The following is a 26199-nucleotide window of genomic DNA, read 5'->3' on the forward strand; positions in this document are numbered from 1 at the left end:
GGTGCCGACGACCTGCACGCCACAGCGCGACGCCATGACGAAGCGTCGGCGTGTGCTTACGGCCGCTTCGAGCAGCGTCCTACCGATTCCGGGCCGCCGACTTCTATATTGGCTTCGACGCCGGCGTCTCCGTTGCAATAAAAACCACCGTGCGTCCAGGAGATCACACCATGAAGAAACTGTTACTGATGTGTGCCGCGGCTTCCTGCCTGACTGTCGTTCAGGTGCACGCGCAAGTGACCCCCGCACCTTCGGCCGCCGCCGATCCGGCGATTGCCGAATTCAAGGCTGCCCGCGACAAGATCTCGGCCGACTACAAGGCCGCCAAGGCGGCCTGCGATGCAATGAAGGACAACGCCAAGGACGTCTGCATGGAAGAAGCCAAGGGCAAGGAAAAGATTGCCAAGGCCGAACTCGACCAGAAGCAGAAGCCCAGCGACGGCAACGCCCGCAAAGTCGCCGAAGCCAAGGTGGAGGCCACCTACAACGTCGCCAAGGAAAAGTGCGACGACCTGAAGGGTGATGCCAAGAGCGCCTGCGTGAAGGAAGCCAAGGCCGAAGAGGCAAAGGGCAAGGCCGACATCAAGGCAATGAAGAAATAATGAATGGCGGAAAAAGCCGGCACTCCAAGAATGAGACGGTGAAGCCATTGCAGACGCTCGCCATTTCGGAAGCCCTGCGCGCCCACCTGTCTTCGGAAAACCTCCTGGCCCTCAATTCGCAGGGCCAGGAGGTTCTTCACGGCCTGGACTTCGAAGAATCGCAGCTTCTCGTGGACTGCAGCGAACGGCCTCCGCCGGATGCATCCTTACAGCAGCGATGCGCTGAGCTCATCATCAAGCACGAGCGGGCCCGGCTGCGGATAGCCACCGTCGACGACGAACGCACCGCCGCCAAGTTTTAGCCAGGCGGCGCCGCTACGCGGAAGCTCCCTCGGCGCGGATCATCCAGCACGCGGCCGTGAACCGAACTACACCGCCGCGCACATACGGCTCGAATGCGGCGCGCACCGTGTCGATGACCTGCGCACGCCTGCGCTCGTCCGCCTCATCCTGAAGCATCAGGCCCAATGGGCCGAGCCGGGTGAAATAGCCGCGCAGATCCTTCTCGGGCATCGTGCATTCGACATCGATGGACTGGAGGTCGATGCCGGCCCAGCCGCTCTCCTGGAGGATGGAAGACACCCGATGCGGGTCGGCAAAAGCGAACTGGCCCGGTGCACCCGGCTGGCGGGCCGGCATGTTCGGCAACAGCGGCGCGGCGGCCTGCTCGGCTGTCGTCATGAATGGGTTCTCCGCAGGGCCGCGCCAAGCGAGGGCCCGAAGCGCCGCGCCGCCCCGCGCGGCCTGCCGCAGGTTTGCAAAGGCCTGCACCGGGCTGTCGAAGAACATGACGCCGAAGCGCGAAATGATCATGTCGAAGCTTTCAGGCTCGAAGGCGTGGCGCTGCGCGTCGGCGCAGATGAAGCTTGCCGGCACGTCTTCTCGCTGCGCGCGTTCACGGGCGGCGGCGATCATCGGCTGCGAGATGTCGACGCCGACGCAGCTGCCTTGCGCGCGGGCCAGCAGCCGCGCAACCGCCAGCGCGGTGGCGCCCGTGCCGCAACCCACGTCGAGCACCCGCTGCGCCGACCCGGCGCGCACCTGGTCGACGAGCCGGTCTTCGAACGGCTGCAATATTTCGTCGAGCAACTCTTGCGCATCGACCCAGGCATGACCGGCGGGCCCATTCCAGAGCGCGGTCTGTTCGGTTTCCTTTTGCTGTTGCGTGATGTCCATGATCGTTTCTCCTTGGCTGGCCTCGAGAGGCGGAAGCTAGACTGTGCAACTTCAAGTCGACTTGAGGTCAAGAGGTGACAACGACAACGACACATCTGGACATCGCCCAAGTGGCGCAGCGATCCGGCGTTCCCGCATCGACGTTGCGGTTCTATGAGGAAAAGGGGCTCATCGGCTCCACCGGCCGGCGTGGCCTGCGCCGCCTGTTCGACCCCGGCGTGCTGGAACGGCTGGCGCTGATCGCCGTCGGGCGCGCCGCGGGCTTCTCGCTCGATGAGATTGCACTCATGTTCGCGCCGGAAGGCAAGCCGCGCATCGACCGGCAGATGCTCGCATCCAAGGCGGACGAACTGGACCGGACGATCCGCAAACTCGGCGCCATGCGCGACGGCCTGCGGCATGCCGCCGCCTGCCCTGCTCCCAGCCACATGGAATGCCCGACGTTCCGCCGCATCCTGCGGGCGGCTGCGTCTGGAGCCATCAAGGCCCAAGGGAAGAAAGGCAAGCGACCGGGCGTCCCTTCTTGATTGAACGCCGAGCGGCGACACGGGAGCCGCGCGTCCGGATCAACATTAAGATCCCCCCGCCCTGAACTCCGCCATCGGCCCCTGCATCGCCCATGACGCACCACCTGCGCCGCATCCTCTGTGTCTTGCTCTGCCTGCCAGCCTTGGCCTCTGCGTCGGGGTCCACCGAATTCACCGCCGCCCTGCGCGAAACGACGGTGGGCGGCAATGCAGCCCAGGCCTTCTTCCTCATTCGTATGTTGCGCAGCGCCGACGCGCCTGCTGCCGATGTGGAGGACCTGCGCCGCGAACTCCTGCATGCGTATCTGGCCCAGATCACTGGCCCGGCCGCTACCCCCGCGCCCCGGCCCGGCACCTGGGAGTCCTTGAAGCGCCAGCTGCCCGGCATGGCACCCGCCCCGAAAGACACCGTGGCCGCCGCGATTGCACGCGGCCACGCGCGAAGCGACGTGCTCGATGCGCCCTTTCGCGCCGCCTGGCAAGGCGCGCTCAACCAGGGGCTGGCCCCGCGGTGGGAGACCGGCGCCGCGCGCACGCCCTTCTTCGCGATCGAGAGGCGCGACATGCAGCCCATCGCGCCCGGCCTGTGGGCTGCGCCGGCCGCCGACGGCAGAGTTCGCCTGATGCTGGCGCTGCGTCTGGCCAACACATCCACGCAGCCGCTTCCCGTTTTTCGGCCCGACATCGTTCTGGGCGGTGCGCCCGGCACCGGGCTCGGCGGCCTGGCCTTTGCCTGCGCCTGGGATCGCCCGGAACACAACCTGAGCGTCATGCAGGCCAATGCGGTGACCATGGTGCAGCCCGGCGAGGCATCCGGGCCATTGGCGTGCGAGGCGCAGCCCGCCCCCATGCACTGGCGCGAGCAATTGCCAGCGCTCATGGCGGCCGGCGGCACCGCAAAGCCGCTACTGGTGCCGCACGATCTGGACAACGCACGGCGCCTGTATCACCTGGAACTGGCGCTGACGGAACTCGCGCCGCAGGCCGAAGACTGGGGCCGGCGGCTGTTGACGGCACGCCAGGAGCCTGCGCGGCAATGGGCGCCCGGCGCGCTCCCGCTGGAGCCGCCCGTGTCGAGCCGTTGGGCCGCGCGGCCCCACCAGGGCTGGAAGTCGTCTGCTGCGGCACTGAAGCACTTCCTGGCCGCCACCGTGCTCGCGCTTGCCTTGTTTGCCGGCGGGCGCGGCCTGCTGCGCGCGGGCATGCCGAAGTTCGCCGTGGCGGCGGGCACGCTGCTGGCCGGCACGGGCCTGACGGTGCTGGCCGCCACGAGCCTGGGCACTGGTGGCACCGGCTACGGCCATCCGCTGTACACCGGCATCGGCTTGTGGGGTGTCTATTTCGGGCCCATTCTGCTGTGCGTGCTGGCGCTGCACGGTCTGCAAAAGCTGCTGGACAAAGAGCAGATCGACTGGTGGGACGCCGTGGCCAAAGGCTGGCGCAATGCGCTCGACCTGACTTCCACGACCAGCCGCGCCGAGTTCTGGGTCTTTCTCGCCCACTGCGCCTGGCTGTGGGCACTCGCACGCATCTGCCTCGTGCCGCTGGACCGCTGGATCGGCCTCGCCCTTCTGCTGCCGCTGCTGACGCTGACCGTGCGGCGGCTGCGCAGCATGTCGAGTACGGAAATGTTGGGATTGGGCCTATCGGCAGCATGCCTGGTGTTGCTGGTCCTGGTTTGATCTCAGCCTGCCCAAGGCAGGCACCCAACATCGCGGATAGCTTTGCACCTGGTTGCCAGACAGCCTCCTACAACACGACGGTCGTTCGACCGATGCGACGCAGATTCTGCGGATGGAGAGTTGCATGCCTGGGCACTGCAATCAACGCCGTCATTCCCCAGAAATGCCGGTTGGAGACTTTCATGGCAAGCGCCAATTCAGTTATTTCGTCAGAGCGTGTCGAAGGGACATCCGTCTACAACCCGTCGGGAGACAAGCTTGGCAGCATCGACGATCTGATGATCGACAAGATCTCGGGCCAGGTCCGTTATGCCGTGTTGGAGTTCGGCGGCTTTCTGGGCATGGGCACAGACCGCTATCCGATCCCCTGGGCCATGCTGAAGTACGACACTTCGCAGGATGGGTACGTGGTGCCGCTGGATAAGGCACAGCTCGAAGGTGCGCCGCGCTACGCGAGCGACCGCGTGCCTGATTACGACGATGCATACAGCGGAACGGTGGACAAGTATTACGGGCTCTAGGAGCATGGGGCCGCGGCCTGGGCAGGAGGCTGCGGCCCATTGCAGTCGTTGAAATAGGGAGAGGCAAGAGAGACCGGGTATTCAGCCCTTGAACGCACCCCAAGGCCCCCGACGAAACGCCTCGTCGAGCGCAACGACATTGCCGTCGACACTCAACGGCTCCCCGGTCAGCATGTTCTCCAGTCCCGCGCCTTCGAGACCCTCAGGCAGCACCACTCCGGTCCCCCGCCAGGCGCTCGCATCGGGAAGCATCGGCACGTTGCCATCCGCCCCACTCTGCGCAATGCCCGCAAAGAACCGCCCTGCCATCACCAGCAGCGTCCGCCCTTCGTGCCTTCGCGCAAAGGCCACGACATGCCGCGCCAACGGCCCTTCGACGGCCAGCCCTTCATACCCGCCTTCGCGAAAGAGCTCCGCGTCCTCGCGCCGCATCGACAACATCCGCCAGATGAACCACAGCTTCGCGCCGCCGTCGTGCGGCGCCGCGGCGAGCGCCTGCACACGCGCTGCGAGATCGGGCTCGCCGGCCATCGCTTGAAGTTGGTCGAGACGCCGGCTGCGCAGTTCGTAGTCCACCGGCCGGCGATTGTCGGGGTCGACGAGGCTGAGGTCGACAAGCTCGCTGCCTTGGTAGAGATCGGGCACGCCGGGCGAGGCGTACTTCAGCAGCGTGAGGGTCAAACCGTTCCATGCGCCAAACCACGACAAGCGATCGGCCAGGCGCTGGATGTCCGCAAGGCATGCACCCGCTGAACGGTCCGAGAGAATTCTCTTCACCAAGTCTTCGAGCGCGGCTTCGTAGTGCGGATCGGGCTGGGTCCAGCGCGTCTGGAGCTTGGCTTCGCGCGCGGCTTTCTGCATGTACTGCCAGATGCGCGCGACGTACGCGGGCACTGCGGCCGCATCGAGGCCGCCGAACGGCAAGGTGCCGAGCAGGGTCTGGTACAGCAGGTATTCGTCAGCGCGCGAAGGCGCAGCAGCTTCCCGCCCGTCATGGCGGAGCGGATGCCAGCGCGCCAGCGCATCGCGCCACTCGCCAGGTATTTCGGAGAGCACGTCGATGCGGTTGCGCACGTCTTCCGAGCGCTTGTTGTCGTGCGTCGAGGTCGCGAGCATGGTGTGCGGCCAGTGCAGCGCGCGGTCGGCGCTGAGCACATGAAACTCGGGCACGTCGAAGCCGAAATGGTCGGGCTCGCCGCCCACTTCGTTGAGCGAGCTGAGCGGAAAGTAGCGGTAGAACGAGGTGTCCTCCACGCCTTTGGCCGCCACGGGCGCGCTGAACTGCTGGAAGCGCATCGCGAACCGCCGCACGCGTTCGGCCAGCGCGGGCGTCGCATGCTCGGCAGCCTCGCCGCGCAATGAGCGGCGCACAAAGGCGAAGACGGAGCGGTCGGCGTCGCGGCTCTGATGCTCGGCGGCCTCGGTGGCGGCGTCGATGAAATGCGCGTCCTGCGCGGAGGGCGTGTCGACGATGTAGGTGCGGTACACGGGCATGCATGCCGCCACGCCCGTGAGCGCGCGGCGCAATGCGTTGAGTGTGTAGTCGCGCGTGCTGCGGTCGGCCCGCGCAATCCTGAGCAGCTCGGTGGAGAGCACGTTCAGTTCCGACGACAGCGCATTGCGAATGACCTCGCGCTTGCTCGACCGGGCCACGGCTTCGAAGTCTTGCGTCTCGCCCGTGAACTCATGCCAGGTCTTGCGCAAGGCGCCGGCCGCGGCGGTGTCGACCAGCACGCCGTTGGCCACGTTGGCAAAGCGGTAGCCGGTGGTTCCGTGCACGTGCCACTCCGCCGGCACTTCTTCTTCCGAGGCGGCGATTTTCTCGGCGACCACGTACAGCGGGCGCGGCGGCCGGCCGTCCAGTCCCATGGTGGCCGGCAGCACGATGCCCGCGCGGCGCGCATAGCCTTCCTGCAGTTGCCGGAAGTAGCGCGCGGGGTCGTACAGGCCATCGGGATGGTCGATGCGCAAGCCGTCCACCACGCCGGCCGCCGCCAGGTCGAGCGCGAAGGACTGCGTGGCCTCGAAAACCTCCTCGCGCTCCATGCGCACGGCCGCCAGGTCGTTGATGTCGAAGAAGCGCCGGTAGTTGATTTCGTCGGCGGCCACGCGCCAATAGGCGAGGCGGTAGGCCTGCAGGTCGATGAGCCGATGCAACTCGTCGCGCGCTTCCTCCGATGCCAGGTTGAGCTCGGCCACCGCCGCCAGCACCGCGCGCGCCAGCGACGGATGCGCTGCGGCCAGGTGCGCGAGGCGTGCCTTGAACAGTTCCTTGTCGCGCACGCGCTCGGTGCATTCTGAAGGCGTTTGCGCATGGCGGCCTGGCAAGTGCCCGAAGGCGGTCGAGAGGCTCGCCAGTTGCGCGGTGAGCGCCGGGTCTTTCAGGTGCGCCAGCGCGCGCGCCAGCAGCACGGGATAGGTCTCGGGCGCCAGCGGAAACCGGTGATCGAAATAGCGCAACGCGAAGCTGCCCTGCGCGGCTTCGAAGTGCAGCACCAGCTCTCCGCTGGAAAGCACCTCGCCGTAGTGGCCGCCAAGCACCGGCAGCAGCACCTTGCCGGCCAGCTCCTTGTTGAGCGGCTGCCAGTCGATGTCGAAATGATGCGCGAACAACGAAGCCGGTCCGTTCTCCAGCACGTCCATCCACCATGCGTTGTCGGCGCCGAGCACGCCCATGTGATTGGGCACCATGTCGAGCAGCTGCCCCAGCCCGTTCGCCTGCAGCGCCTCGACGAAGCGCGCAAAGCCTTCGGCGCCACCCAGCTCCGGGTTGATCTCCGCATGGGCCACCACGTCGTAGCCGTGGGTGCTGCCCGCGCGCGCCCGCTGGATCGGCGAGCAATACACGTGGCTCACCCCGAGTTGCGCCAGGTAAGGCAGCACACGAATCGCGTCGTCGAAACCGAAGCCCTTGTGGAACTGAAGGCGGTAGGTGGCCCGCGGCACGCGCGCCTGCAGTAGCACAGGCGCCGGTTCCGCACCCGCGCTGCGGCGCGGCCGAGCGGCGCGCAGGCGTTCCGTGAGGCCCCGCATGGCATCGCCCGCTGCAAGTTCGTGCACGGTCGATACCAGCTTGCGACACCAGTTGGGGTGCGTGTCGGTGGTGCCGGGCATGTTGGCCTGCTCCACTTCGCCGGCCACGTCTTCGAGCTGGAACACCATCAGCGCCGACGGCGCCGCGGCAAGGTAGGCGTGCACGGCCTGCATGGTCCGCGGCGAAGGCGTGGCATGTGCCAGGGCCTGCGCGGCCTCGTCCTGCGACAGCAGGCCCGCCTCGCGCACGGCGAGCAGCAAGCGGATGCGTTCCTGCGCGCGGTTCAGCAGCTGCGCATCGAACAGCCGTGCGTCGGGAAAGAGCCCGAGCGCCAGGCGCAGCCGAAGGTCATGGCCCGACCACCAGCCTGCCAGCGTGGCGAGATCGTGCGTACTGATGGCGACCAGTGCGGCCGCCGGATAGGTCTCGGGCGGCGTGAACCCGCCGTCATGCTGCTTCTCGAAGTACAGCAGGCGATACGACAGCACATCGGCGCGCGCGAGCGCTTCGCGCATCGCGTCTTCCACCGTGCCCAGGTCTTCCCCCACCACCATGCAGCAATGGCGGTGGCTTTCGACCGCCACGATAGCCAGCATTTCCTCCACGGGGTAGCGCACGTACGCACCGTCGTGCGCGGTGCGGCCCGGCGGAATCCAGAACAGGCGCATCAGCCCCATCACGTGGTCGATGCGCAGCGCGCCTGCATGCCGCATGTTGGCGCGAAGCATCTGCACGAAGGGCTCATAGTGATGGGCACGCAGGCGGTCCGGACGCAGCGGCGGCAGGCCCCAGTTCTGCCCGGCGGGGTTGAACTCGTCGGGCGGCGCGCCGATGCTGGCGCCGACCGCAAAGCAATGCTGCGCAGTCCAGGCGTCCGAACCGCCGCGGTCCGCCGAGACGGCCAGGTCCAGGTAGAGCCCGATGCCCATGCCAAGCGCCACGCAGCGCTCGCCGGCCCGTGCCAGCTGGCGGTCAGCGACCCACTGCAGGTACTGGTGGTATTGCAGGCGATCGGCGTGCTGCGCCTCGAAGGCCTGCACTTCGGACGAATCGGCTTCACGGTAGGCTTCGGGCCATGCAAGCCAGCCCCAGCACTGCGGATCGGCGGCGGCAAAGTGGGCCTGCAGCGCTTCGAAAAGCGCGTGCCGGCGAAGCGGCTCGCCTTGCGCCGAGACGAAGGCGAGAAATGCCATGCCTCTTTCGTCGGGCGCACCGGCCGGCGGCAGGTGGTGCGAGCGAAAGTGCTCGAACAGCAACTCCAGCACTTCGAACTTTGCGGCCGCCACGCCGGCGTGGTCGACCAGCGGCGCAGCCCGCAGCGCCGCGAGCCGGCCCTGGAACTCGGGCGACTCCACGCGTCGGCGCGCGGCTTCGCAATGGGCGAAATCGTCGACCGCCTCCACGTCGATGTACAGCACGTTGAGCCACTGCCGCGATGACGGGCTGTAGGGGCTGGCGCGCAGCGGATCGGTCGGGAACAGCGCATGCAGCGGGTTCAGCCCGATCACATCGGCACCCTGCCCGGCCATGCCGTCGATCAGTGCCTCCAGGTCGCCGAAATCGCCCATGCCCCAGTTGCGCTGCGAGCGCAGTGCGTACAGCTGCACCGCCGGCCCCCAGACGCGGCCGCCATCGCGCACCGCGGGCGGCCGGTAGCAGCGGCCGGGCGAAGCGACGACCATGGTCCGGCCCACCAGGCCGTCGATGTGCAGCCAGTGATAGCCCGGCGCGAGCGGTTCCGCCATCTGCAGCGTGCAGCTGCCATGCGGCCACGGCTCTGCGTCGGCTTCGCCCTGGCGCGAACGCCCCTCCTCGTCGCTCAACCGCCAGTGGAGCCTGCCGGAGAGATGCGGCAGCTGCAGCGACCAGTGCGGTGCATGCGCTTGCACCACCAGCACCGGCGGCATGGCGGGCACGGGCGACGAGCCGGCGCCATCCGTTTCGGCAGCACCCGCTTCCACGCCGAACTCGGCCAGCAGCGCGGCCAGGCTCTCGGGCGTGGCGTGGCGCTGCGTTCCAAAGGCATCGACATAGGTCGGCGAAATGCCGTAGTGCCGGCACAGGCGCTCGAGTGCGTCGTGGGACCAATGACCCGGATCAGCCACCAGCGCTGCCCTCCGTCTGCTCCAGCGTCGCATGCACCGCTCCGCGATCGAGCCGAAGGCCCGTCGCGTCGGATGTGGCACCCGCACTGTAGATCACCGCCCCGGGCGGCACCGCAGCTTGCAGGGCCTGCTGCCCGCCGAGGTTGGCGATCAGATGAAGACGCTGGCCCGCCAGCTCCCATTCGACTCGAATGACGCCCTCCTCGCAGCGATGGCTTCCCGCGCGGCGTGCGCCCGCGAAGTGCGGCACCAAGAGGCGATGGCGCAGGTCGAGCAGCTTCTGCACCTCGCACAGGCGCGCGAAATGCGGCTGCGAGCCGCGCTCGCGCCATCGCAGCTTCGAGGCAAGAAAGGTCTCGTTGGCATTGGGATCGGGAATGCGCGCGCGGGCCGCATCATCGGCAAAGGCCGCAAAGCCACCGAACTCCGCACGGCGCCCTTCGGCCACGGCCGACGCAAGCTCAGGACCAAAATCGCAAAAATAAAGGAACGGCGTGGAGGCCGCGAACTCGTCCCCCATGAAGAACATGGGCACGTGCGGCGACAAGAGCAGGCAGGCGAACGCGGCGCGCACCAGCACCGGGTCGCCCAGTGCGTGAATCCGCTCGCCGAAGGCGCGGTTGCCCACCTGGTCGTGGGTCTGCAGGTAAGACACGAAGGCGGCAGGCGGCAACTGCGTGCTGGGTTCGCCCCGCCGCTCTCCGCCGCGAAATGCCGACGGCTGACCCTGGTAGATGAAGCCCTCGGCCAGTGCCCGCGCAAAGCCGGCCGGCGGGTCGTCGGCATAGTCCGCGTAGTAGCCGTCGCGCTCGCCGGTGGCCAGCGTGTGCACGGCATGGTGAAGGTCGTCGTTCCACTGCGCGGTGCCGGCAATGGGCTGGCCGTTGCCGTCGCGCGCGAGCATCGAGGCCTGGTTGGCGTCGTTCTCGAGTACCAGGTGCACGTGCCTTTGGCGCGCCGGACCGGCGTTCAGCGCCTCGCGGATCTCCTGCACGATGTGTTTGGGAGACGTATCGCGAATGGCGTGGATGGCATCCATGCGCAGGCCATCGAGGTGGAACTCTTCCACCCAGTAGAGCGCGTTGTGAATGAAGAAGTCGCGCACCGTGCGCGAGCCGGGGCCGTCGAAGTTGATGGCGGAGCCCCAGGGCGTGCGCTCCGCCGCGTTGAAGAATTCGGGGCAGCACGCATGCAGGTAGTTGCCCTCCGGCCCGAAGTGGTTGTAGACCACGTCGACCAGCACCATGAGTCCCAGCGCATGCGCGGTGCCGACCAGCGCCTTGAGGTCGTCCGGCGTCCCGTAGCTGGCATCGGGGGCGAACTGCAGCACGCCGTCGTAGCCCCAGTTGCGCGCACCCGGAAAATCCGCGAGGGGCATGAGTTCGACGGCGGTGATGCCGAGCTCCGCCAGTTCGCCGAGCCGCTCGCGGGCGGCATGGAAAGTGCCTTCTTCGGTGAAGGTGCCCACGTGCAGCTCGTACACCACGGCCTCGTGCCAGGGGCGGCCGCGCCACGCCGCGTCGGTCCATTCGAAGCGGCCCGGATCGACCACCTGGCCCGGCTTGTGCACATCTTGCGGATTGAAGCGCGAAGCCGGGTCGGGCATGGTGGTGCCGTCGGGCAGCTGGTAGGCATAGCTGTCGCCATGGCGCGCGTCCGCGAGCGTGAGGCGGTGCCAGCCATCGGCGCTGCGCCGCATGGCGTGCGATGCGGCGGGCCCGTCGGCGGGCGTATGCAGCAGCACGACGCTGCCGGCCGAGGGGGCCCAGAGCGCAAAATCGACGCCCCCGCCGTGCACCGTGGCACCGAAGGGCATCTCGTGAATGCGCCTCATGGCCTGACGTCCGGCCGGCTCAGCACCACGAGCGAGCGGCATTGCAGCGGATAGGCCGGCTCCGACCAAGCGGGCGCGAGCGCGGCCACGTCCTCGGTGGCAGGTGGCGGCGTGCCGCTGGCGGTATCGAGCAGCAACCGCCATGCGCCATACCGTGCGGCCGGCAGCGTGAATGAAATCTCGTCGTGGTGCGCGTTGAACAGCACCAGAAAATCGTCGTCGTGCTGCGACTCGCCCCGCGGCCCGCGGTCGGCGATGCCGCCGCCGGACATGTACATCGCGATGCACCGGGCGTTGGTATCGCTCCAGTCCTCGGGGCGCATCTCGGCGCCGTCAGGCTTGAGCCAGACCACGTCGGTCACGCTCTCGGCTTCGGAAGGCTTGCCGGCAAAGAAACTGCGCCGCCGGAAGGAAGGGTGGGCGCGCCGCAGCGCGATGGTGCGCTCCACGAAGGTGATCAGCGCCTGGCGCTCCGGTGTGGGCGTCCAGTCGATCCAGCTGATGTCGTTGTCCTGGCAATAGGCGTTGTTGTTGCCGCCCTGCGTATGGCCGCGTTCGTCGCCCGCCAGCAGCATCGGCACGCCCTGCGACAGCAGCAGCGTGGCCAGCAGGTTGCGCTTCTGGCGTTCGCGCAATCCCGCGATCTCGGGGTCCGATGCCGGCCCTTCCGTGCCGCAGTTCCACGAGATGTTGTGGCTGCTTCCATCGCGGTTGTCTTCGCCGTTGGCTTCGTTGTGCTTCTCGTTGTAGGAGACCAGGTCGTTGAGCGTGAAGCCATCGTGCGCGGTGATGAAATTGATGCTCGCGTTGGGCCGCTTGCCCGACCAGCCGTACAGGTCTTCGGAGCCGGAGATCCGCTTGCCGACCTCGCCGATCACGCCCGCATCGCCCTTCCAGAAGCCGCGCATGCCATCGCGGTAGCGGTCGTTCCACTCGGCCCATCCGAGCGGGAAGTTGCCCACCTGGTAGCCGCCGTGGCCCAGGTCCCAGGGCTCGGCGATGAGCTTGACGCGGTTGAGCGTCGGGTCCTGGCGAATGGCATCGAAGAAGCCGCCCAGGTTCTCGACCTTGCCGGCTTCGCGCGCCAGTGCCGAGGCCAGGTCGAAGCGGAATCCGTCGACGTGCATTTCCTCGGCCCAGTAGCGCAGCGAATCCATCACCAGCTGCAGCGCATGCGGATGCTCGAGATTGACAGTGTTGCCGCAACCCGTGAAGTCGTCGTAGTAGCGGCGGCGCTCGGCATTGACGATGTAGTAGGAGGCGTTGTCCACGCCGCGCATCGACAGCGTGGGCCCGAGCTGGTTGCCTTCGCAGGTGTGGTTGTAGACCACGTCGAGGATCACCTCGATGCCCGCCGAGTGCAGCGTCTTCACCATGGTCTTGAATTCCTTCACCTTGCCCGAGGCGCTGTAGCGCGTCTCGGGGGCGAAGTAGGCCAGCGAGTTGTAGCCCCAGTAGTTCTGCAGGCCCTTCTCGGCCAGGTGCCGGTCGTTCAGGAAGCTGTGCACCGGAAGCAGTTCGATGGTGGTGACGCCCAGGCGCTTCAGGTAGTCGACCACCGGCGCGCAGCACAGGCCGCCGTAGGTGCCGCGCAGCTCGGGCGGCACCTCGGGGTGGCGCATGGTGAAGCCGCGCACGTGCAGCTCGTAGATCACCATGTCCTGCCAGGGCACCGACGGCCGGTGGTCGTCGCCCCAGGTGAAGGCGGGCTCCAGCACGCGGCCCTTGGGCACCAGCGGCGCACTGTCGCGGCGGTCGAACGACAGGTCTTCGCGCTTGCTGCCCACGGTGTAGCCGTAGAGCGCGTCGCCCCAGCGCAGTTCGCCCACCAAGTCTTTGGCGTAAGGGTCGACCAGCAGCTTGTGCGGATTGAAGCGGTGGCCCTCCTCCGGCTTGTAGGGGCCGTGTACGCGGTAGCCGTAGGCCTGCCCGGGCCGTGCCTCGGGCAGGTAGCAGTGCCATACGCCGTCGGTGCGCTCCCGGATCGGGATGCGCTGGAGTTCATGGCGGCCCTTCTCGTCGAAGAGGCACAGGTCCACTCCCTGCGCGTGCTGCGAAAAAAGCGCGAAGTTCACGCCCTCCCCATCCCAGTTTGCGCCGCGCGGATAGGGGCGCCCCGGCCAGACGGCCGTGATCGAGTTGCGTTGGCTGCGTGTCATCAAATTGGATGCGGGAGAAAAGAAATTTCAGCGCGGCGGGCGCTCGTCGGGCGGGTTGCCCTTCGGAGCGCCGCTGCGGGGGCTGCCGTCTTTCGGCAGGCGCGGCCACCAGCGTTCGATCTGCGCCGCGGCCCAGTCCTTGCCCGCAAGGCCGAAAGCCAGGGCCAGTGCAAACACCACGCCGGCCAGCACCACCAGGAAGCTTTCGCGCACGATGTCGCCGCCCACCTTGACCTGGTCGAGCGCAATCAGGATGACGAAGGCCATGACCGCATAGCGCGCGATCTGCCCCAGCAGCACGGCATCGCGCAGCTGCGCGCCGCGAAAATAGCTCGACACCGCCTCTCCCACGAAGCGCGCGAAATACGAACCGAAGGCGAGCACCAGCAAGGCCACGAAGAGATTCGGCACGAACCACACCACGCGCCCGAGCAGGTCGGCGATGTAGCTCAGGCCCAGGCCGTTGAACGCTATCAGCAGCGCTGCCAGGATCACCAGCCAATAGGCCAGCACCCCGAACAGGCTGCTGGTGTCGCCTGGCCATCCGCCCTGGCGCAGGAAGTTGTCCAGCCCCGCGCGTTCGGTCAGCACGTTGAAATTGATGGCGCGCAACGCCTTGGTCACCGCAAAGCGCACCGTCTTGGCGATCAGCCAGCCGGCCAGCACCACGACCAGCGCAATGGCCAGCCGGGGCACGAAGGCTCCAACCTGGTAGAGCATTGCGTTCAACGGCTCCAGGTGAATGCCAAATCTGTCCATGTTTCTCTCCGGTGCGTGATTGCGGTTGCGAGGGCGGTTGCTGTGGCGGACGAAAGCGGCGGATTCGGTGCAAGCATCAACCGGGCCGGTCCCCTTGCAGAATCGCGAGCACGCCGTTCAACGGCACCTGTGCCCAGTCGGCGCGGTTGTTGAGCTCGTAGCGAAGCTCGTACAGCGCCTTCTCGAGCTCGAACAGCGCAAGCAGTTCGGTATCGATGCGCGCCGCGCCGCCCTCCGCGCCAGACGCTTCCGTGTAGCCGTCCATGAAGGCCTGGCGCGCGGCCTGCTCCCAGGCAGCGGCCGGCGGTGCCAGGTGAGCGGCCTCCTCGGCGCTTTGCGCCACGCGCCTGAGGGCCGACCAGCGCGCGTAGTTGAACGAGCGCAGCATGCCGGCCACGTCGCGCAGCGGCGAGCCCTTGGCCCGGCGTTCGTCGAAACCGCGGGCCGGTTCGCCCTCGAAATCGATGATCACAAAATCGTTGTCGCGCAGCAGCACCTGGCCCAGGTGGAAATCGCCGTGGTAACGGCTCTTGATGCTGCCCTGCGCCTGCGGCTTGCGCGCATCGACGCAGGCCTGCAGCGCGTCTTCCATGGCAAGCAGGGCCTCTGCATCGGGTTGCGCCGCCGCGGGCAGCTGGTCCATCCTTTCGCGCAGCAGCGCCAGCGTGGCCGTGGTGTCGGCGCGGGCCTGGGCCGCATAGCGCACGATGTCGTCGGCGTGCAGTGGCTCCGGATCGAACGCCGCCGCACCGGTGCGCATCGCCAGCGCCTGGTGCAGCTCGGCGGTGCGCCGGCCCAGCGTGGCCATGAGCGCCAGGAAGCCGCCGTGCACCGCGATCGGATCCGGCAGCGCGCCGTTGGTGGTGGCGAAGTCGCGCAGGAAGCGTTCCAGGTAGCCCAGCGTGTGGTCCCAGCCGTCGCCCTGGTTCGACACGTACGACTGCACCATCGCCAGCGTCATGGTGCGGCCGTCGTTGCCGGTGTATTCGAGCGCGCCCAGCACCGGCACGCAGTGCGGATACCCTGCCACCTCGGTCAGGAAACGGCCCATCTCCAGTTCGGGGTTGAGGCCTTCGCGCAAGTGCCGGTAGCCCTTGAGGAACAGGGTCTCGTCCACCGTGACCACGGTGTTGCTGCTCACGCCGCTCGGCCGGCCGACCGGCAGGTTGGCGATGTCGGGGTCGATCGCGGCAAAGGCGGCCGTCGCGCGGAAGCGCAGCCGCCCGTTCGCGGTTTCCAGTTCCATGCCGCTGCGGATCGCCTGCAACAGCGCGCGGCAGAAGGCCTCGTCGTAGAACGCGTCGCCCATCAGCCCCACCTGCGCCTGCTGCCGCACCTTGGCGAGCGCCGCCTGCGCAACGCCAGCCATGCGCTCTTCGTCGCGCTCTTCCCAGGCCAGCGCCAGCGGCATGAAATAGGTGGCCCCGCCGGGCGGCCCGTCGAGTTCGAGCAGGGGCAGCATCCAGCTCAGCGGCCCCACTTCCCAGATGACGTGGTCGGCCAGCCGCGCACGTTCGATGGTGGTGCCCTTGGATGCATACCAGCGCTGGATCTCGATGTGGCGCGGCAGCGTCTCCAGCTCGAACTGGTTGCGCATGCGCTCCGACATGCCGATGCGCCACGGCATCACGCGGTCGCGGAAGAAGCTGGTCCAGCCGTCGAACAGCACCAGCGTGGGCCATTCCTGGAGCGCCACGCCCTCCTGGTGCCAGCTGGGCATTTCGGCGTCGGACGTGAGCCGGAACCAGTAGAAGCCGTACGAGGCCAGCGTGAGCAGGTACGGCAGTTCGCCGATGGGCGGAAACGGCGCGCGGCCCAGCATCTCGATGGGCACGCGGCCCTTGAAGGCCGAAAGATCGAGCTCCACCGGCTGCGCGGCGCGCGAGAGGTTGAACACCGTCAGGATGATGTCGTCGCCATATTCGCTCAGGTAGGCCAGAATCTTGCGATTGCCCGGCTTCAGGAAGCGCCGCTTGCCGCGGCCGAAGGCATGGCTGGTCTTGCGCACGGCCAGCATGCGCTTGGTCCAGTTGAGCAGCGAGCTGCTGTCGCGCGCCTGCGCCTCCACATTGAGCGCCTCGTAGCCGAACATCGGGTCCATGATGGGCTGCAGGTACAGGCGCTGTGGGTCGGCGCGCGAGAAGCCGGCGTTGCGGTCGGGGCTCCACTGCATCGGCGTGCGCACGCCGTTGCGGTCGCCCACGAACACGTTGTCGCCCATGCCGATCTCGTCGCCGTAGTAGATGATGGGCGAGCCGGGCATCGACAGCAGCATGCCGTTCATGAGCTTCACGCGGTCGAGGTCGTTTTCCATCAGCGGCGCCAGGCGCCGGCGAATGCCCAGGTTGATGCGCGCGCGCATGTCGGCGGCATACATGGTGTACATGTAGTCGCGCTCCTTGCTGGTCACCATCTCGAGCGTGAGCTCGTCGTGGTTGCGCAGGAAGATCGCCCACTGGCAGCCCTCGGGAATGTCCGGCGTCTGCTGCATGATCTCGACGATGGGGTGCCGGTCTTCCTGCGCAATGGCCATGTACATGCGCGGCATCAACGGAAAGTGATACGCCATGTGGCACTCGTCGCCGTCGCCGAAGTATTCGCGCACGTCCTCCGGCCACATGTTGGCTTCGGCCAGCAGGAAGCGGTTCTTGTACTGCGCGTCGATGGCGGCGCGCACCTTCTTGATCACCGCGTGGGTCTCGGGCAGGTTCTCGTTGCTGGTGCCGTCGCGCTCCACCAGGTAGGGAATGGCGTCCAGGCGGAAGCCGTCCACCCCCATGTCGAGCCAGAAGCGCATCACCTTGAAGATGGCCTCCAGCACGGCGGGGTTGTCGAAGTTCAGGTCCGGCTGGTGGCTGAAGAAGCGGTGCCAGTAGTAGGCCTTGGCCACCGGATCCCAGGCCCAGTTCGAGGTCTCCGTGTCGGTGAAGATGATGCGCGTGCCCTGGTAGATCTGGTCGGTGTCGCTCCACACGTAGAAGTCGCGCTCGGGCGATCCGGGCGGCGCGCGGCGCGCGGCCTGGAACCACGGGTGGTCGCTCGAGGTGTGGTTGATGACCAGCTCGGTGATCACGCGCAGCCCGCGCTCATGCGCGGCGTCGAGCATCTCGCGAAAGTCATCGAGCGTGCCGTACTGCGGGTTCACGTCTTCATAGGCCGCGATGTCGTAGCCGTCGTCGCGCAGCGGCGAGGGATAGAACGGCATCAGCCAGATGGTGTTGACGCCCAGTTCCTTCACGTAGTCGAGCTTGGCCGTCACGCCCTTGAAGTCACCCATGCCGTCGTTGTTCGAATCGAAGAACGCCTTGACGTTGAGCTGGTAGATCACCGCGTCGCGGTACCACAGCGGATCGTCGCTGATGTCGATCTCGACCGTTTCAAGCGCAATGTGGGAAACAGGAGCGTTCATTGGCGCGGCCTCACAGGAAGTAGTCGAAGTCGCGCTCGTCGCCGTGGCGCCGCCTGACGACGAAGATGTGCGCGGGCACGCTGTGCGGGTCGAGCCGGACGAAGTGCCGCCCGCCTTCCCAGTTGAACCTCTGGCCGCTCAGCAGGTCGTGCATCTGGAAGGTTCGCGCAGGTTCCACGCCCAGGCTCTTCGGATCGAGCTCGAGCCAACCCGACTGCACGTTGTACGCATCGAGGTTGACCACCGTCACGATCACGTTGTCGCCGCCCTCCGAGGTCTTGGCATATGCCAGCAGCTGCTCGTTGTCGATGGGCAGGAAGCGCAGGCCGCGGTCCCGTTGCAGTGCCGGGTTCTCGCGGCGGATACGGTTCACGCGGGCGATGAATGGCGCCAGGCTGGCCGGGTCGTCGTGGTTCCAGTGGCGCAGCTGGTATTTTTCGGAGTCGAGGTATTCCTCGCTGCCGGGCGAGCGCGGCAGGTGCTCGCGCAGTTCGTAGGCCGGGCCGTAGATGCCGTAGTTGGCCGACAGCGTGGCGGCAAGCACCAGCCGCGCCATGAACACCGAGGCCTCGCCGCCCTGCAGCTGCTCGTGCAGGATGTCGGGCGTGTTCGGCCACACGTTGGGCCTGAAATAGTCGACGCCGGGCGACGTGGAAAGCTCGGTGAAATATTCGATGAGCTCCTGCTTGGTGTTGCGCCAGGTGAAGTACGTGTACGACTGCGAGAAGCCCAGCTTGGCCAGCCGGTGCATCACCTTGGGCCGCGTGAAGGCCTCGGCGAGAAAGATCACCTCCGGGTGCTCGCGCCGGATTTCGCCGATGGTCCATTCCCAGAACGGAAAGGCCTTGGTGTGCGGGTTGTCGACGCGGAAGATGCGCACACCCTCGCCGATCCAGTGCTCGATGACGCTGCGCAGCTCGGCCCACAGGCCGCGCCAGTCTTCGCTCTCGAAGTTGAAGGGATAGATGTCCTGGTACTTCTTGGGCGGGTTCTCGGCGTACTGCACGCTGCCGTCGGGCCGCCATCGAAACCAGTCGGGATGCGCCTTCACGTAGGGATGGTCGGGCGCGCACTGAAAGGCGATGTCGAGCGCAATTTCGAGCCCGTGCGCCGCGGCCTGCGCATAGAGATGGCGAAAGTCTTCCGCCGTGCCAAGGGCCGGAAGGATCGCCTTGTGCCCCCCTTCGGCCGCGCCGATGGCCCAGGGACTCCCCACGTCCTCGGGCCCGCTGGCCAGCGCGTTGTTGGGCCCCTTGCGCTGCACGCGGCCGACGGGGTGGATCGGCGGAAAGTAGAGCACGTCGAAACCCATGGCCGCGATGGCGGGGAGCCGGGCCTCCACGTCCCTGAACGTGCCGTGCACGCCCGGGGTGGTGCCTGCCGAGCGCGGGAACAGTTCGTACCAGGTGCTGAAGCGCGCGCGCTCGCGCTCTGCCTCCAGCGGCAGTTCTACGGAAAATCGCACCTCGTGCCGCCGGTCGGGGTGGCGGCGCGCGAGCATGGCCAGCTCTTCGTCGAGCGCCAGCGCCTTGAGGGTCGACACCTCCGATGACGGGTGTGCGGCCACCGCATCGAGCTCGGTGGCCCAGCGTGCCAACGCCTGCCGGTCGGCGCCCTCGGCCCGCTCGGCGGCGGCGGCCACCTCGAGCGCACCCACCTGCGAGGCAATGCGCACGTCGTCGGCCTCGACGCGGCGCGTCATCTCGTGGCGCCACGACTCGAAGGGATCGACCCACGCCACCGCCGTGTAGTAGTAGCGCCCGAGCGCGGGCGGCGAGAAGGAGGCCTCCCACACGTCGTTGACGAGCAGCTTCATCGGCACTTCGCGGAACTCGGCCTTGTCGTGCGGACGCCAGCACAGCTGCACGCGCAGCACGTCGTGGCCGTCGGTGAAGCAATGCGCCTTCACGCGCACCAACTCTCCCACCACGCATTTGACCGGGAAACGGCCGTTGTCCACCGATGGCAGGATGGCGTCGATGACCGCGCGCCGGTTGCCGTCGCGCACTTCGGGCATTCTCGAAGCCGTGGGCATCTGCGGGTTTGCGAACATTTTTTTCATGATGGCCGGTGTTCCAGGATCAGCGTGGAAAGCGGCGGCAGGGTCATGGACACCGACTGCATGCGGCCATGCGAGCGCACGGGCGCGGACTCGACGCCGCCCAGGTTGCCCCAGCCCGAACCGCCAAATTCCACGGCGTCGGTGTTGATGAGTTCGTGCCAGAAGCCGCCCTGCGGCACGCCCAGCAGGTAGTTGGTGCGCGGCACCGGCGTCATGTTGCTGACCACCAGCAGCGGCGGATGGCCATCGCGCGCCTTGCGCACGAAGGCGAACACGCTGCGTTCGGCATCGTCCGCCGCAACCCACTCGAAGCCCGAGGCGGTGAAGTCCTGCTGGTAGAGCGCCGGCGCGCCGCGGTATACGCGGTTGAGCTGCGCCACCAGACGCTGCAGGCCCGAATGCCCTTCGAGATCGCACACCCACCACTCGAGCTCGCCGTCGTGCGTCCACTCGCGCCGCTGCCCGAACTCGCCGCCCATGAACAGCAGCTTCTTGCCCGGGTGGGCCCACATGAAGCCGAACAGCGCACGCAGGTTCGCGAACTGCTGCCAGGGGTCGCCGGGCATCTTGCCCAGCAGCGAGCCCTTGCCGTGGACCACTTCGTCGTGCGACAGGGGCAACACGAAGTTCTCGTGGAACGCATAGACCAGCGAGAACGTCATCTTGTGGTGGTGGTACTTGCGATGGATGGGCTCTTCCTTCATGTAGGCGAGCACGTCGTGCATCCAGCCCATGTTCCATTTCTCGCCGAAGCCCAGGCCGTCCATGTCGGTCGGCCGCGAGACGCGCGGCCATGCGGTCGACTCCTCGGCCACGGTGATCGTGTCGGGATGCTCGCGGTACACGGCGCGGTTCAGCGTCCGCAGGAAATCGATCGCATCCAGGTTCTCGCGGCCGCCGTGGCGGTTGGGAATCCATTCGCCGTGGTTGCGCGCATAGTCCAGGTACAGCATCGACGCGACGGCATCGACGCGCAGGCCGTCCAGGTGGTATCGGTCGAGCCAGAACAGTCCCGACGACACGAGGAAGCTGCGCACTTCCGAACGCCCGTAGTTGAAGATGCTCGAATTCCACTCCGGGTGAAAGCCCTGGCGCGGATCGGCATGCTCGTAGAGATGCGTGCCGTCGAAATAGGCGAGGCCGTGCTCGTCGGTCGGAAAGTGCGAAGGCACCCAGTCGAGCAGCACGCCGATGTCGTTCTGGTGCAGGTGGTCGACCAGGTACATGAAGTCCTGCGGCGAGCCGAAGCGTGAGGTGGGCGCAAAGTAGCCGGTGGTCTGGTAGCCCCAGGAGCCGTAGAACGGGTGCTCGGTCACGGGCATGAGTTCGACATGCGTGAAGCCCATCTGCTTCACGTAGGCCGCAAGTTCGTGGGCAATCTCGCGGTAGCCCATGAACTGGCCATCGCGGCGGCGCCACGAACCCAGGTGCACCTCGTAGACCGATGTTGGCGCGTCCAGCGCATTGCGCGCGCCGCGCGTGGCCATCCATTCATGGTCCTGCCATTCGTAGGAAAGTTCGCAGATGCGCGAGGCCGTGGCGGGCGGCAGCTCGCTGCAGAACGCGAAGGGGTCGGCCTTGTCGACGACGTAGCCGCCCAGGCGGGATCGAATGCGGTACTTGTAGGCTTGGCCGAGCGCCGCTTGAGGAACATGGCCTTGCCAGATGCCCGTGCCGTCCGGCGCCGGCGAGAGCGGGTCCGCTTCGCCCGACCAGTAGTTCCAGTCGCCCACCACCGCCACCGACTCGGCATTCGGCGCCCAGACCGCGAACTGCGCGCCGCCTGCCTTTCCCGGGTGGCACCCCAGGAGGTCGTACAGGCGGGAATGGGTTCCCTCGCGGAACAGGTAGGCGTCTTGTGCTTCTGGTCTTATTGGCGGGTTCACTTGCACCGGTGTTCCTTGCTTGCGTGCAGGCCAGCGGACCGGGTGCCCAAAGGAGCACGCTTTCGGCGTTCACAAGACCTGACCGCACAATTTGCAAAAAAACCGGGCTCAGCGGTTAAGGCTGAAACCTCCTTGCCGTGTCGGAGAGTTGCCCATCACGCGGCCTGGCTTTGAAAAACCACCCACGCGAGACGCGGCATTTTTACTTACACGGCAACCGGCGCCCCCGCCGTGGCGTCGTGCTCGCTGTCGTTGGCAGAGCCTGGCGAGACGCACGGCGAGAAGTCGTCGACGGTCAGGTTGATGGGCGCTTTCGGGTTGGCCCGGTGGCACCGGAGCGCGGCAGCGCTCAGGGCGTCGAAGTGCGTCTTGCAGGTATCCAGCAGGCGGTCGCCCAGATTCCTGGTGCCGAACACATCGTGCAGGGTCTCCTCTGAAATCTGCGCGATGATCCGCGCGCCACCGCGGCCATCGGGGTAGATTGCAAAGCGGACGGTCGCCGTGTCAAAGCAGTAAATCCCTTCAAAGTCCATGGCTGTCTCCTGATCTCTTGAGCGCTTGCAGTGCGGCTCGAATTCAGCGCGGACCCATTCAACCGGCGGCATGGCTTTCCGCGCGTATCCAGGAGGATGCGCCCTGCGCGCCTCGAGAGGGGCGCGAATCGTGGGCGCACGCGCGTAAGAATTGCTGCAATCCATGTCGGCGCGCCCGCCCGTGGCGTCGGGCCAAAAAAAACCTCTTGAAAAAGCGCCGGCAGCGCCTATTTCGCTCATCGGAAGCGCTGGAGACGCCTCCGGCGCTTCGTTCAACTTTGTCTTGAATGGAGGTTTTCGCCATGTACCGATCCCTGTTCCCGCGCGACATGTTCGCCGAAATGGATCGCCTGCAACGCGAGATGCAGCAGGCCTTCGATCTGTCTCCGACCATCCGTGGCTTCGGCCGCAATGGCTTTCCGGCCTTGAACATCGGCGGCACGCCGCAAACGGTGGAGATCTATGCGTTCGCACCCGGCGTCGATCCGTCGAGCCTCGAAGTCAACCTGGAGCGCGGCCTCCTCACCATCGCCGGAAAGCGCGAAAACGCGCTTGCGCAAGATGACGAGAAGGCGGCCATCCACATCAACGAACGCTTCGAGGGCACGTTCCGCAGGGTGCTGACCCTGCCCGACGACGCCGACCCCGACGCGGTGACGGCCAAGTACCGCGACGGCGTACTGCACATCTCGGTGCAGCGCCGCGCTTCGTCGCAGCCGCGCCGCATTACCGTCCAGTGAAGCGTGAAGAGCCGTAAGGAAAAGTGAAAGGAGAGACGACCATGAACACCAACACATCGCCTCGCGTTGCCGAACGGGCGCAGCTCGCCCGCAAGGAAGACAGCACGCGCTACAGCGACGCCGCGCTGACGCCCCCGGTGGACGTGATCGAGGACAGCGGCGGCATCACGCTCTACGCCGACCTGCCCGGCGTCTCGCGCGACAAGCTCGGCCTGCACGTGGCTTCCGACACCCTCACCATCGAGGCGGAGTCCGACCTGTCGGTGCCCGAGGGGCTCGAGTCGAGCCACACCGAGGTGGGCCTGGCCCGCTTCCGCCGCGTGTTCACGCTGAGCAAGGAGCTGGACACGGCCGCCATCTCGGCGGAACTCAAGCAGGGTGTGCTGACGCTGCGCATTCCCAAGGCCCAGCATGCCCAGCCGCGGCGCATCGAGATCCAGGCGTCCTGAGGTGCGCATGTGCTCCGGAGGTGAAAGATGAGCGGAACCGAACGCCTGGCGCGCCTGCGCGCCGACGCCGCAGCCTTGAGCCCGCGCGCCGCGCACATCGCGCTGGCGCTCCTGCCCGCCGTGGATCACCTGCCGGATGCCTGGAAGGCCGGCCTGCGCAAGACGCTGACGCACCGCGCCAGCGCCTCGGCGCCGCTTTCGCCCGTTGAATTCGATGCGATACGCGTCACCGCCGCCAGCCTTCCCCATGCGTATCCCGAATGGGTGGTGACCGACCCGGAGCATCCGAAGGCGCGCGCATTGATCGTCAACGCATGGCAGGCCGGGCGGTACGCGCGGTCGGACCCCAGGCGGCCCGGCGCCTGACGTTCCGGCGCGCGCCCTGCCCTCGCGTGGCAGCGCATGCCTACGCAGATGTGCGCATCGCCCCCACAACGTCCGTGCGCCGGCAAAAATAACGTGGGCGGAAGGACATCGACATGGCGTTCGAATCTTTCCGCGATCGCAAGTACGCGGGCCGCGCGCTGGCCAAGCGGCTCGTGAATCTGGCCGGCCGGTCCGACGTGACCGTGCTTGCCTTGCCACGGGGCGGGACACCGGTGGCGTACGAGGTTGCCAAGGCGCTCCGCGCGCCGCTTGGCGTGCTCGTGGTGCGCAAGCTCGGCGTGCCTTGGAACCCTGAATTCGCCATGGGCGCCATTGCCAGCGGCGGCGAGCGGCTGCTCGACGACATGCTGGTGCGCGAACTCGGCATCTCCGCCGAGGCGGTCGAGGAAGTCGTGCGCAGCGAAGAGTACGAGCTCGAACGACGCGAACGCGTCTACCGCGGCGGGCGCCCCGCGCCCGATCTGCGCGGCCGCGTCGTGATTCTCGTGGACGACGGGCTCGCCACCGGCTCGACCATGCGCGTTGCGGTTCGCGCGGCGCGCCGGCAGGCACCGGCCCGCGTCGTGGTGGCCGCGCCTGTTGCGGCGCCCGAAGCCTGCGAGCTCCTGCGCGGCGAGGCCGACGAGGTGGTGTGCGCCGAAATGCCGGATCCCTTTCTGGGGGTGGGCCGCTGGTACCTGGATTTCTCGCAGACCAGCGACGAAGAAGTGTGCCGCCTGCTTGAAAACGCGAGCCGCCACCGCCCGCCCTCTGCCTGAGGACGAAGAACAATGCAGTCATCATCCCCATCCAAGGAAACCGATGCAGTGCGCCTTGCCGCGCGCCCGATGGACGGCTCCGCGGGCGACCACGACGCGCTGCTCGACCTGATCGGCGACGCGCACTATGTGCTGCTCGGCGAAGCCTCGCACGGCACGCACGAGTTCTACGCGGCGCGCGCGGACATCACGCGCCGCCTCCTGGCCGAAAAGGGATTCAACGCCGTGGCGATCGAAGGCGACTGGCCCGACGCCTATCGCGTCAACCGGTACGTCCGCGGCGACGGCGAAGACGCCACGGCGCGCGATGCGCTGGCGGGCTTCCGGCGCTTTCCCACCTGGATGTGGCGGAACGAAGACGTGGCGGGCTTCATCGAATGGCAGCGCGCCTTCAATGAGGCCGGCCCGGCGCAAGGGAAGACCGGCTTCTACGGGCTGGACCTCTACAGCCTGCACGCCTCGATAGAGGCCGTGCTCGCCTACTTCGACAGGACCGATCCGCAGACCGCACGCAGCGCGCGCGAGCGCTACGCCTGCTTCGACCGCTTCGGCGATGGCGCACAGGTGTACGGGCTGATGGCCGGCCTCGGCAACACACCCTCGTGCCGGCAGGAAGTCATCGACATGCTGCTCGAGATGCGCCGCGCTTCGGCCAACGCGTGGCGCAGCGGCAGTGCAGCCAGCGAAGAAGATGCCTTCAATGCCGAGCAGAACGCACGCCTGGTGAGAAACGCCGAGGCCTACTACCGCTCGATGTACCTGAACGACGTGTCTTCGTGGAACCTGCGCGACCGGCACATGGCCGAGACGCTGGGCGAACTCGAGCGCCACCTGTGGCGCAGCAGCGAGCGCCCGAAGATCGTGGTGTGGGCGCACAACTCGCATCTGGGCGATGCGCGCGCCACCGAGATGGGCGAACGGCGCGGCGAACTCAACGTGGGCCAGCTGGTGCGCGAACGGCAGGGCCGCGACGCGGTGCTGGTGGGTTTCACCACCCACGCGGGCAGCGTGATGGCGGCTTCGGACTGGGGTGCGGCCGCCGAATGCAAGCAGGTCCTTCCCTCGCGGCCCGACAGCTACGAAGGCCTCATGCACGAGACCGGCTTCGAGCGTTTCATGCTGCCCCTGCGCGGCGAAGGAAGCCACTTCTTCGCGCTGCGGGCGCCGCGGCTCGAGCGCGCCATCGGCGTCATCTACCGCCCCGGGACCGAACGGCAGAGCCACTATTTCTTCGCCCGCCTGCCGGTGCAGTTCGATGCACTGCTGCACTTCGACCAGACCAGGGCCGTCGAGCCGCTGGAGCGTGACGCGCCTGCACCGGACACCGAGGTTCCGGAAACCTATCCGTCCGGCAAGTAGCAGCTGCCTCCCGCAAAACGGCGCGGACTGTTCCGAAGCGTTTCGATGACGCTCGGCATCACGGCGTTCGCGCACGTCATGGTCAAGGCCAAGACCTCGATGTCGGCCTGCTTCGCAACGGGGCATCTTCCTACGCAAGCGCGACGGGATTCGAGGCTATCCGGCACCGCACCAACTGTGGGGGATTGTGCGAAGTACGGCCCTCACTGCTTCTGAC

19 protein-coding genes are annotated in these 26199 nt (G+C 67.2%); 10 read left to right on the plus strand and 9 right to left on the minus strand.

Features of this window, described 5'->3' with window-relative positions:
- Nucleotides 1–170: 170 nt before the first annotated feature.
- A complete protein-coding gene (locus tag ACAM55_RS15285) occupies nt 171–602 on the plus strand; it encodes a hypothetical protein (RefSeq protein WP_369652376.1) in 432 nt (143 codons plus the stop codon).
- A 38-nt stretch (nt 603–640) separates the two neighbouring features.
- Nucleotides 641–904 (plus strand): hypothetical protein, encoded by a 264-nt coding sequence (locus tag ACAM55_RS15290; RefSeq protein ID WP_369652377.1) that lies wholly within the window; start codon nt 641–643, stop codon nt 902–904.
- 13 nt (nt 905–917) lie between these two features.
- On the opposite strand, the gene ACAM55_RS15295 is transcribed toward ACAM55_RS15290, so the two are convergent.
- The gene (locus ACAM55_RS15295; RefSeq protein WP_369652378.1) at nt 918–1778 is read right to left on the minus strand and encodes a class I SAM-dependent methyltransferase; all 861 of its coding nucleotides are present in this window, start codon (nt 1776–1778) and stop codon (nt 918–920) included.
- Between the two features lie 74 nt (nt 1779–1852).
- Here ACAM55_RS15295 and ACAM55_RS15300 point away from each other — a divergent pair, with 74 nt between their 5' ends.
- From ACAM55_RS15300 to ACAM55_RS15310, 3 genes are all read left to right on the plus strand, one after another.
- Nucleotides 1853–2305: a helix-turn-helix domain-containing protein gene (locus tag ACAM55_RS15300; RefSeq protein ID WP_369652379.1), complete on the plus strand. Its 453-nt coding sequence runs from the start codon at nt 1853–1855 to the stop codon at nt 2303–2305.
- 92 nt (nt 2306–2397) lie between these two features.
- Complete coding sequence (locus ACAM55_RS15305) at nt 2398–3987, plus strand: hypothetical protein (protein WP_369652380.1); 1590 nt, start codon at nt 2398–2400, stop codon at nt 3985–3987.
- Between the two features lie 182 nt (nt 3988–4169).
- The gene (locus ACAM55_RS15310; RefSeq protein WP_369652381.1) at nt 4170–4508 is read left to right on the plus strand and encodes a PRC-barrel domain-containing protein; all 339 of its coding nucleotides are present in this window, start codon (nt 4170–4172) and stop codon (nt 4506–4508) included.
- 81 nt (nt 4509–4589) lie between these two features.
- Here the strand turns inward: ACAM55_RS15310 and ACAM55_RS15315 are convergent, their stop codons facing one another.
- The 8 genes from ACAM55_RS15315 to ACAM55_RS15350 form a co-directional block, all read right to left on the minus strand.
- Nucleotides 4590–9647 carry a malto-oligosyltrehalose synthase gene (locus ACAM55_RS15315; protein WP_369652382.1) on the minus strand — a complete coding sequence of 1686 codons (5058 nt, stop codon included), beginning with the start codon at nt 9645–9647 and terminating at the stop codon, nt 4590–4592.
- A complete protein-coding gene (gene treZ, locus ACAM55_RS15320) occupies nt 9640–11481 on the minus strand; it encodes a malto-oligosyltrehalose trehalohydrolase (protein ID WP_369652383.1) in 1842 nt (613 codons plus the stop codon). Before treZ ends, ACAM55_RS15315 begins: the two co-directional genes overlap by 8 nt.
- The gene (gene glgX / locus ACAM55_RS15325) at nt 11478–13640 is read right to left on the minus strand and encodes a glycogen debranching protein GlgX (protein WP_369652384.1); all 2163 of its coding nucleotides are present in this window, start codon (nt 13638–13640) and stop codon (nt 11478–11480) included. Before glgX ends, treZ begins: the two co-directional genes overlap by 4 nt.
- 27 nt (nt 13641–13667) lie before the next feature.
- Complete coding sequence (locus ACAM55_RS15330; protein ID WP_369652385.1) at nt 13668–14399, minus strand: hypothetical protein; 732 nt, start codon at nt 14397–14399, stop codon at nt 13668–13670.
- A gap of 76 nt (nt 14400–14475) precedes the next feature.
- On the minus strand, nt 14476–17808 hold the full coding sequence (treS, locus tag ACAM55_RS15335; protein ID WP_369652386.1) for a maltose alpha-D-glucosyltransferase: 3333 nt from the start codon (nt 17806–17808) through the stop codon (nt 14476–14478).
- A gap of 10 nt (nt 17809–17818) precedes the next feature.
- Entirely contained in the window at nt 17819–19870 is a 2052-nt protein-coding gene (locus ACAM55_RS15340; RefSeq protein ID WP_369652387.1) for an alpha-1,4-glucan--maltose-1-phosphate maltosyltransferase, read from the minus strand.
- A complete protein-coding gene (glgB, locus tag ACAM55_RS15345; RefSeq protein WP_369652388.1) occupies nt 19867–21762 on the minus strand; it encodes a 1,4-alpha-glucan branching protein GlgB in 1896 nt (631 codons plus the stop codon). The genes ACAM55_RS15340 and glgB overlap by 4 nt, the downstream gene beginning before the upstream one ends.
- Nucleotides 21763–21962: 200 nt before the next feature.
- On the minus strand, nt 21963–22289 hold the full coding sequence (locus ACAM55_RS15350) for a hypothetical protein (protein WP_369652389.1): 327 nt from the start codon (nt 22287–22289) through the stop codon (nt 21963–21965).
- A 302-nt stretch (nt 22290–22591) separates the two neighbouring features.
- Between ACAM55_RS15350 and ACAM55_RS15355 the strand changes: the two genes are divergently transcribed.
- The 5 genes from ACAM55_RS15355 to ACAM55_RS15375 all read left to right on the plus strand — a co-directional run bounded on the left by ACAM55_RS15355 (nt 22592) and on the right by ACAM55_RS15375 (nt 25982).
- Nucleotides 22592–23029 (plus strand): Hsp20/alpha crystallin family protein, encoded by a 438-nt coding sequence (locus tag ACAM55_RS15355; protein ID WP_369652390.1) that lies wholly within the window; start codon nt 22592–22594, stop codon nt 23027–23029.
- 41 nt (nt 23030–23070) lie between these two features.
- Entirely contained in the window at nt 23071–23478 is a 408-nt protein-coding gene (locus ACAM55_RS15360; protein ID WP_369652391.1) for an Hsp20/alpha crystallin family protein, read from the plus strand.
- 27 nt (nt 23479–23505) lie between these two features.
- Nucleotides 23506–23844: a hypothetical protein gene (locus ACAM55_RS15365; protein WP_369652392.1), complete on the plus strand. Its 339-nt coding sequence runs from the start codon at nt 23506–23508 to the stop codon at nt 23842–23844.
- Nucleotides 23845–23957: 113 nt separating this feature from the next.
- The gene (locus tag ACAM55_RS15370; protein WP_369652393.1) at nt 23958–24623 is read left to right on the plus strand and encodes a phosphoribosyltransferase; all 666 of its coding nucleotides are present in this window, start codon (nt 23958–23960) and stop codon (nt 24621–24623) included.
- A gap of 12 nt (nt 24624–24635) precedes the next feature.
- The gene (locus ACAM55_RS15375; protein WP_369652394.1) at nt 24636–25982 is read left to right on the plus strand and encodes an erythromycin esterase family protein; all 1347 of its coding nucleotides are present in this window, start codon (nt 24636–24638) and stop codon (nt 25980–25982) included.
- Nucleotides 25983–26199 lie beyond the last annotated feature (217 nt).

This window comes from Variovorax sp. V213, from assembly GCF_041154455.1.
In the GTDB taxonomy this organism is placed as follows: Bacteria; Pseudomonadota; Gammaproteobacteria; order Burkholderiales; family Burkholderiaceae_C; genus Variovorax.

What these genes read in the sequence shown, in the direction of transcription:
- ACAM55_RS15285 (WP_369652376.1), top strand. Translation starts at nt 171, where the DNA reads ATGAAGAAACTGTTACTGATGTGTGCCGCGGCTTCCTGCCTGACTGTC.
- ACAM55_RS15295 (WP_369652378.1), bottom strand. Translation starts at nt 1,778, where the DNA reads ATGGACATCACGCAACAGCAAAAGGAAACCGAACAGACCGCGCTCTGG.
- ACAM55_RS15305 (WP_369652380.1), top strand. Translation starts at nt 2,398, where the DNA reads ATGACGCACCACCTGCGCCGCATCCTCTGTGTCTTGCTCTGCCTGCCA.
- ACAM55_RS15310 (WP_369652381.1), top strand. Translation starts at nt 4,170, where the DNA reads ATGGCAAGCGCCAATTCAGTTATTTCGTCAGAGCGTGTCGAAGGGACA.
- treZ (WP_369652383.1), bottom strand. Translation starts at nt 11,481, where the DNA reads ATGAGGCGCATTCACGAGATGCCCTTCGGTGCCACGGTGCACGGCGGG.
- glgX (WP_369652384.1), bottom strand. Translation starts at nt 13,640, where the DNA reads ATGACACGCAGCCAACGCAACTCGATCACGGCCGTCTGGCCGGGGCGC.
- ACAM55_RS15330 (WP_369652385.1), bottom strand. Translation starts at nt 14,399, where the DNA reads ATGGACAGATTTGGCATTCACCTGGAGCCGTTGAACGCAATGCTCTAC.
- treS (WP_369652386.1), bottom strand. Translation starts at nt 17,808, where the DNA reads ATGAACGCTCCTGTTTCCCACATTGCGCTTGAAACGGTCGAGATCGAC.
- ACAM55_RS15340 (WP_369652387.1), bottom strand. Translation starts at nt 19,870, where the DNA reads ATGAAAAAAATGTTCGCAAACCCGCAGATGCCCACGGCTTCGAGAATG.
- ACAM55_RS15350 (WP_369652389.1), bottom strand. Translation starts at nt 22,289, where the DNA reads ATGGACTTTGAAGGGATTTACTGCTTTGACACGGCGACCGTCCGCTTT.
- ACAM55_RS15355 (WP_369652390.1), top strand. Translation starts at nt 22,592, where the DNA reads ATGTACCGATCCCTGTTCCCGCGCGACATGTTCGCCGAAATGGATCGC.
- ACAM55_RS15360 (WP_369652391.1), top strand. Translation starts at nt 23,071, where the DNA reads ATGAACACCAACACATCGCCTCGCGTTGCCGAACGGGCGCAGCTCGCC.
- ACAM55_RS15365 (WP_369652392.1), top strand. Translation starts at nt 23,506, where the DNA reads ATGAGCGGAACCGAACGCCTGGCGCGCCTGCGCGCCGACGCCGCAGCC.
- ACAM55_RS15370 (WP_369652393.1), top strand. Translation starts at nt 23,958, where the DNA reads ATGGCGTTCGAATCTTTCCGCGATCGCAAGTACGCGGGCCGCGCGCTG.
- ACAM55_RS15375 (WP_369652394.1), top strand. Translation starts at nt 24,636, where the DNA reads ATGCAGTCATCATCCCCATCCAAGGAAACCGATGCAGTGCGCCTTGCC.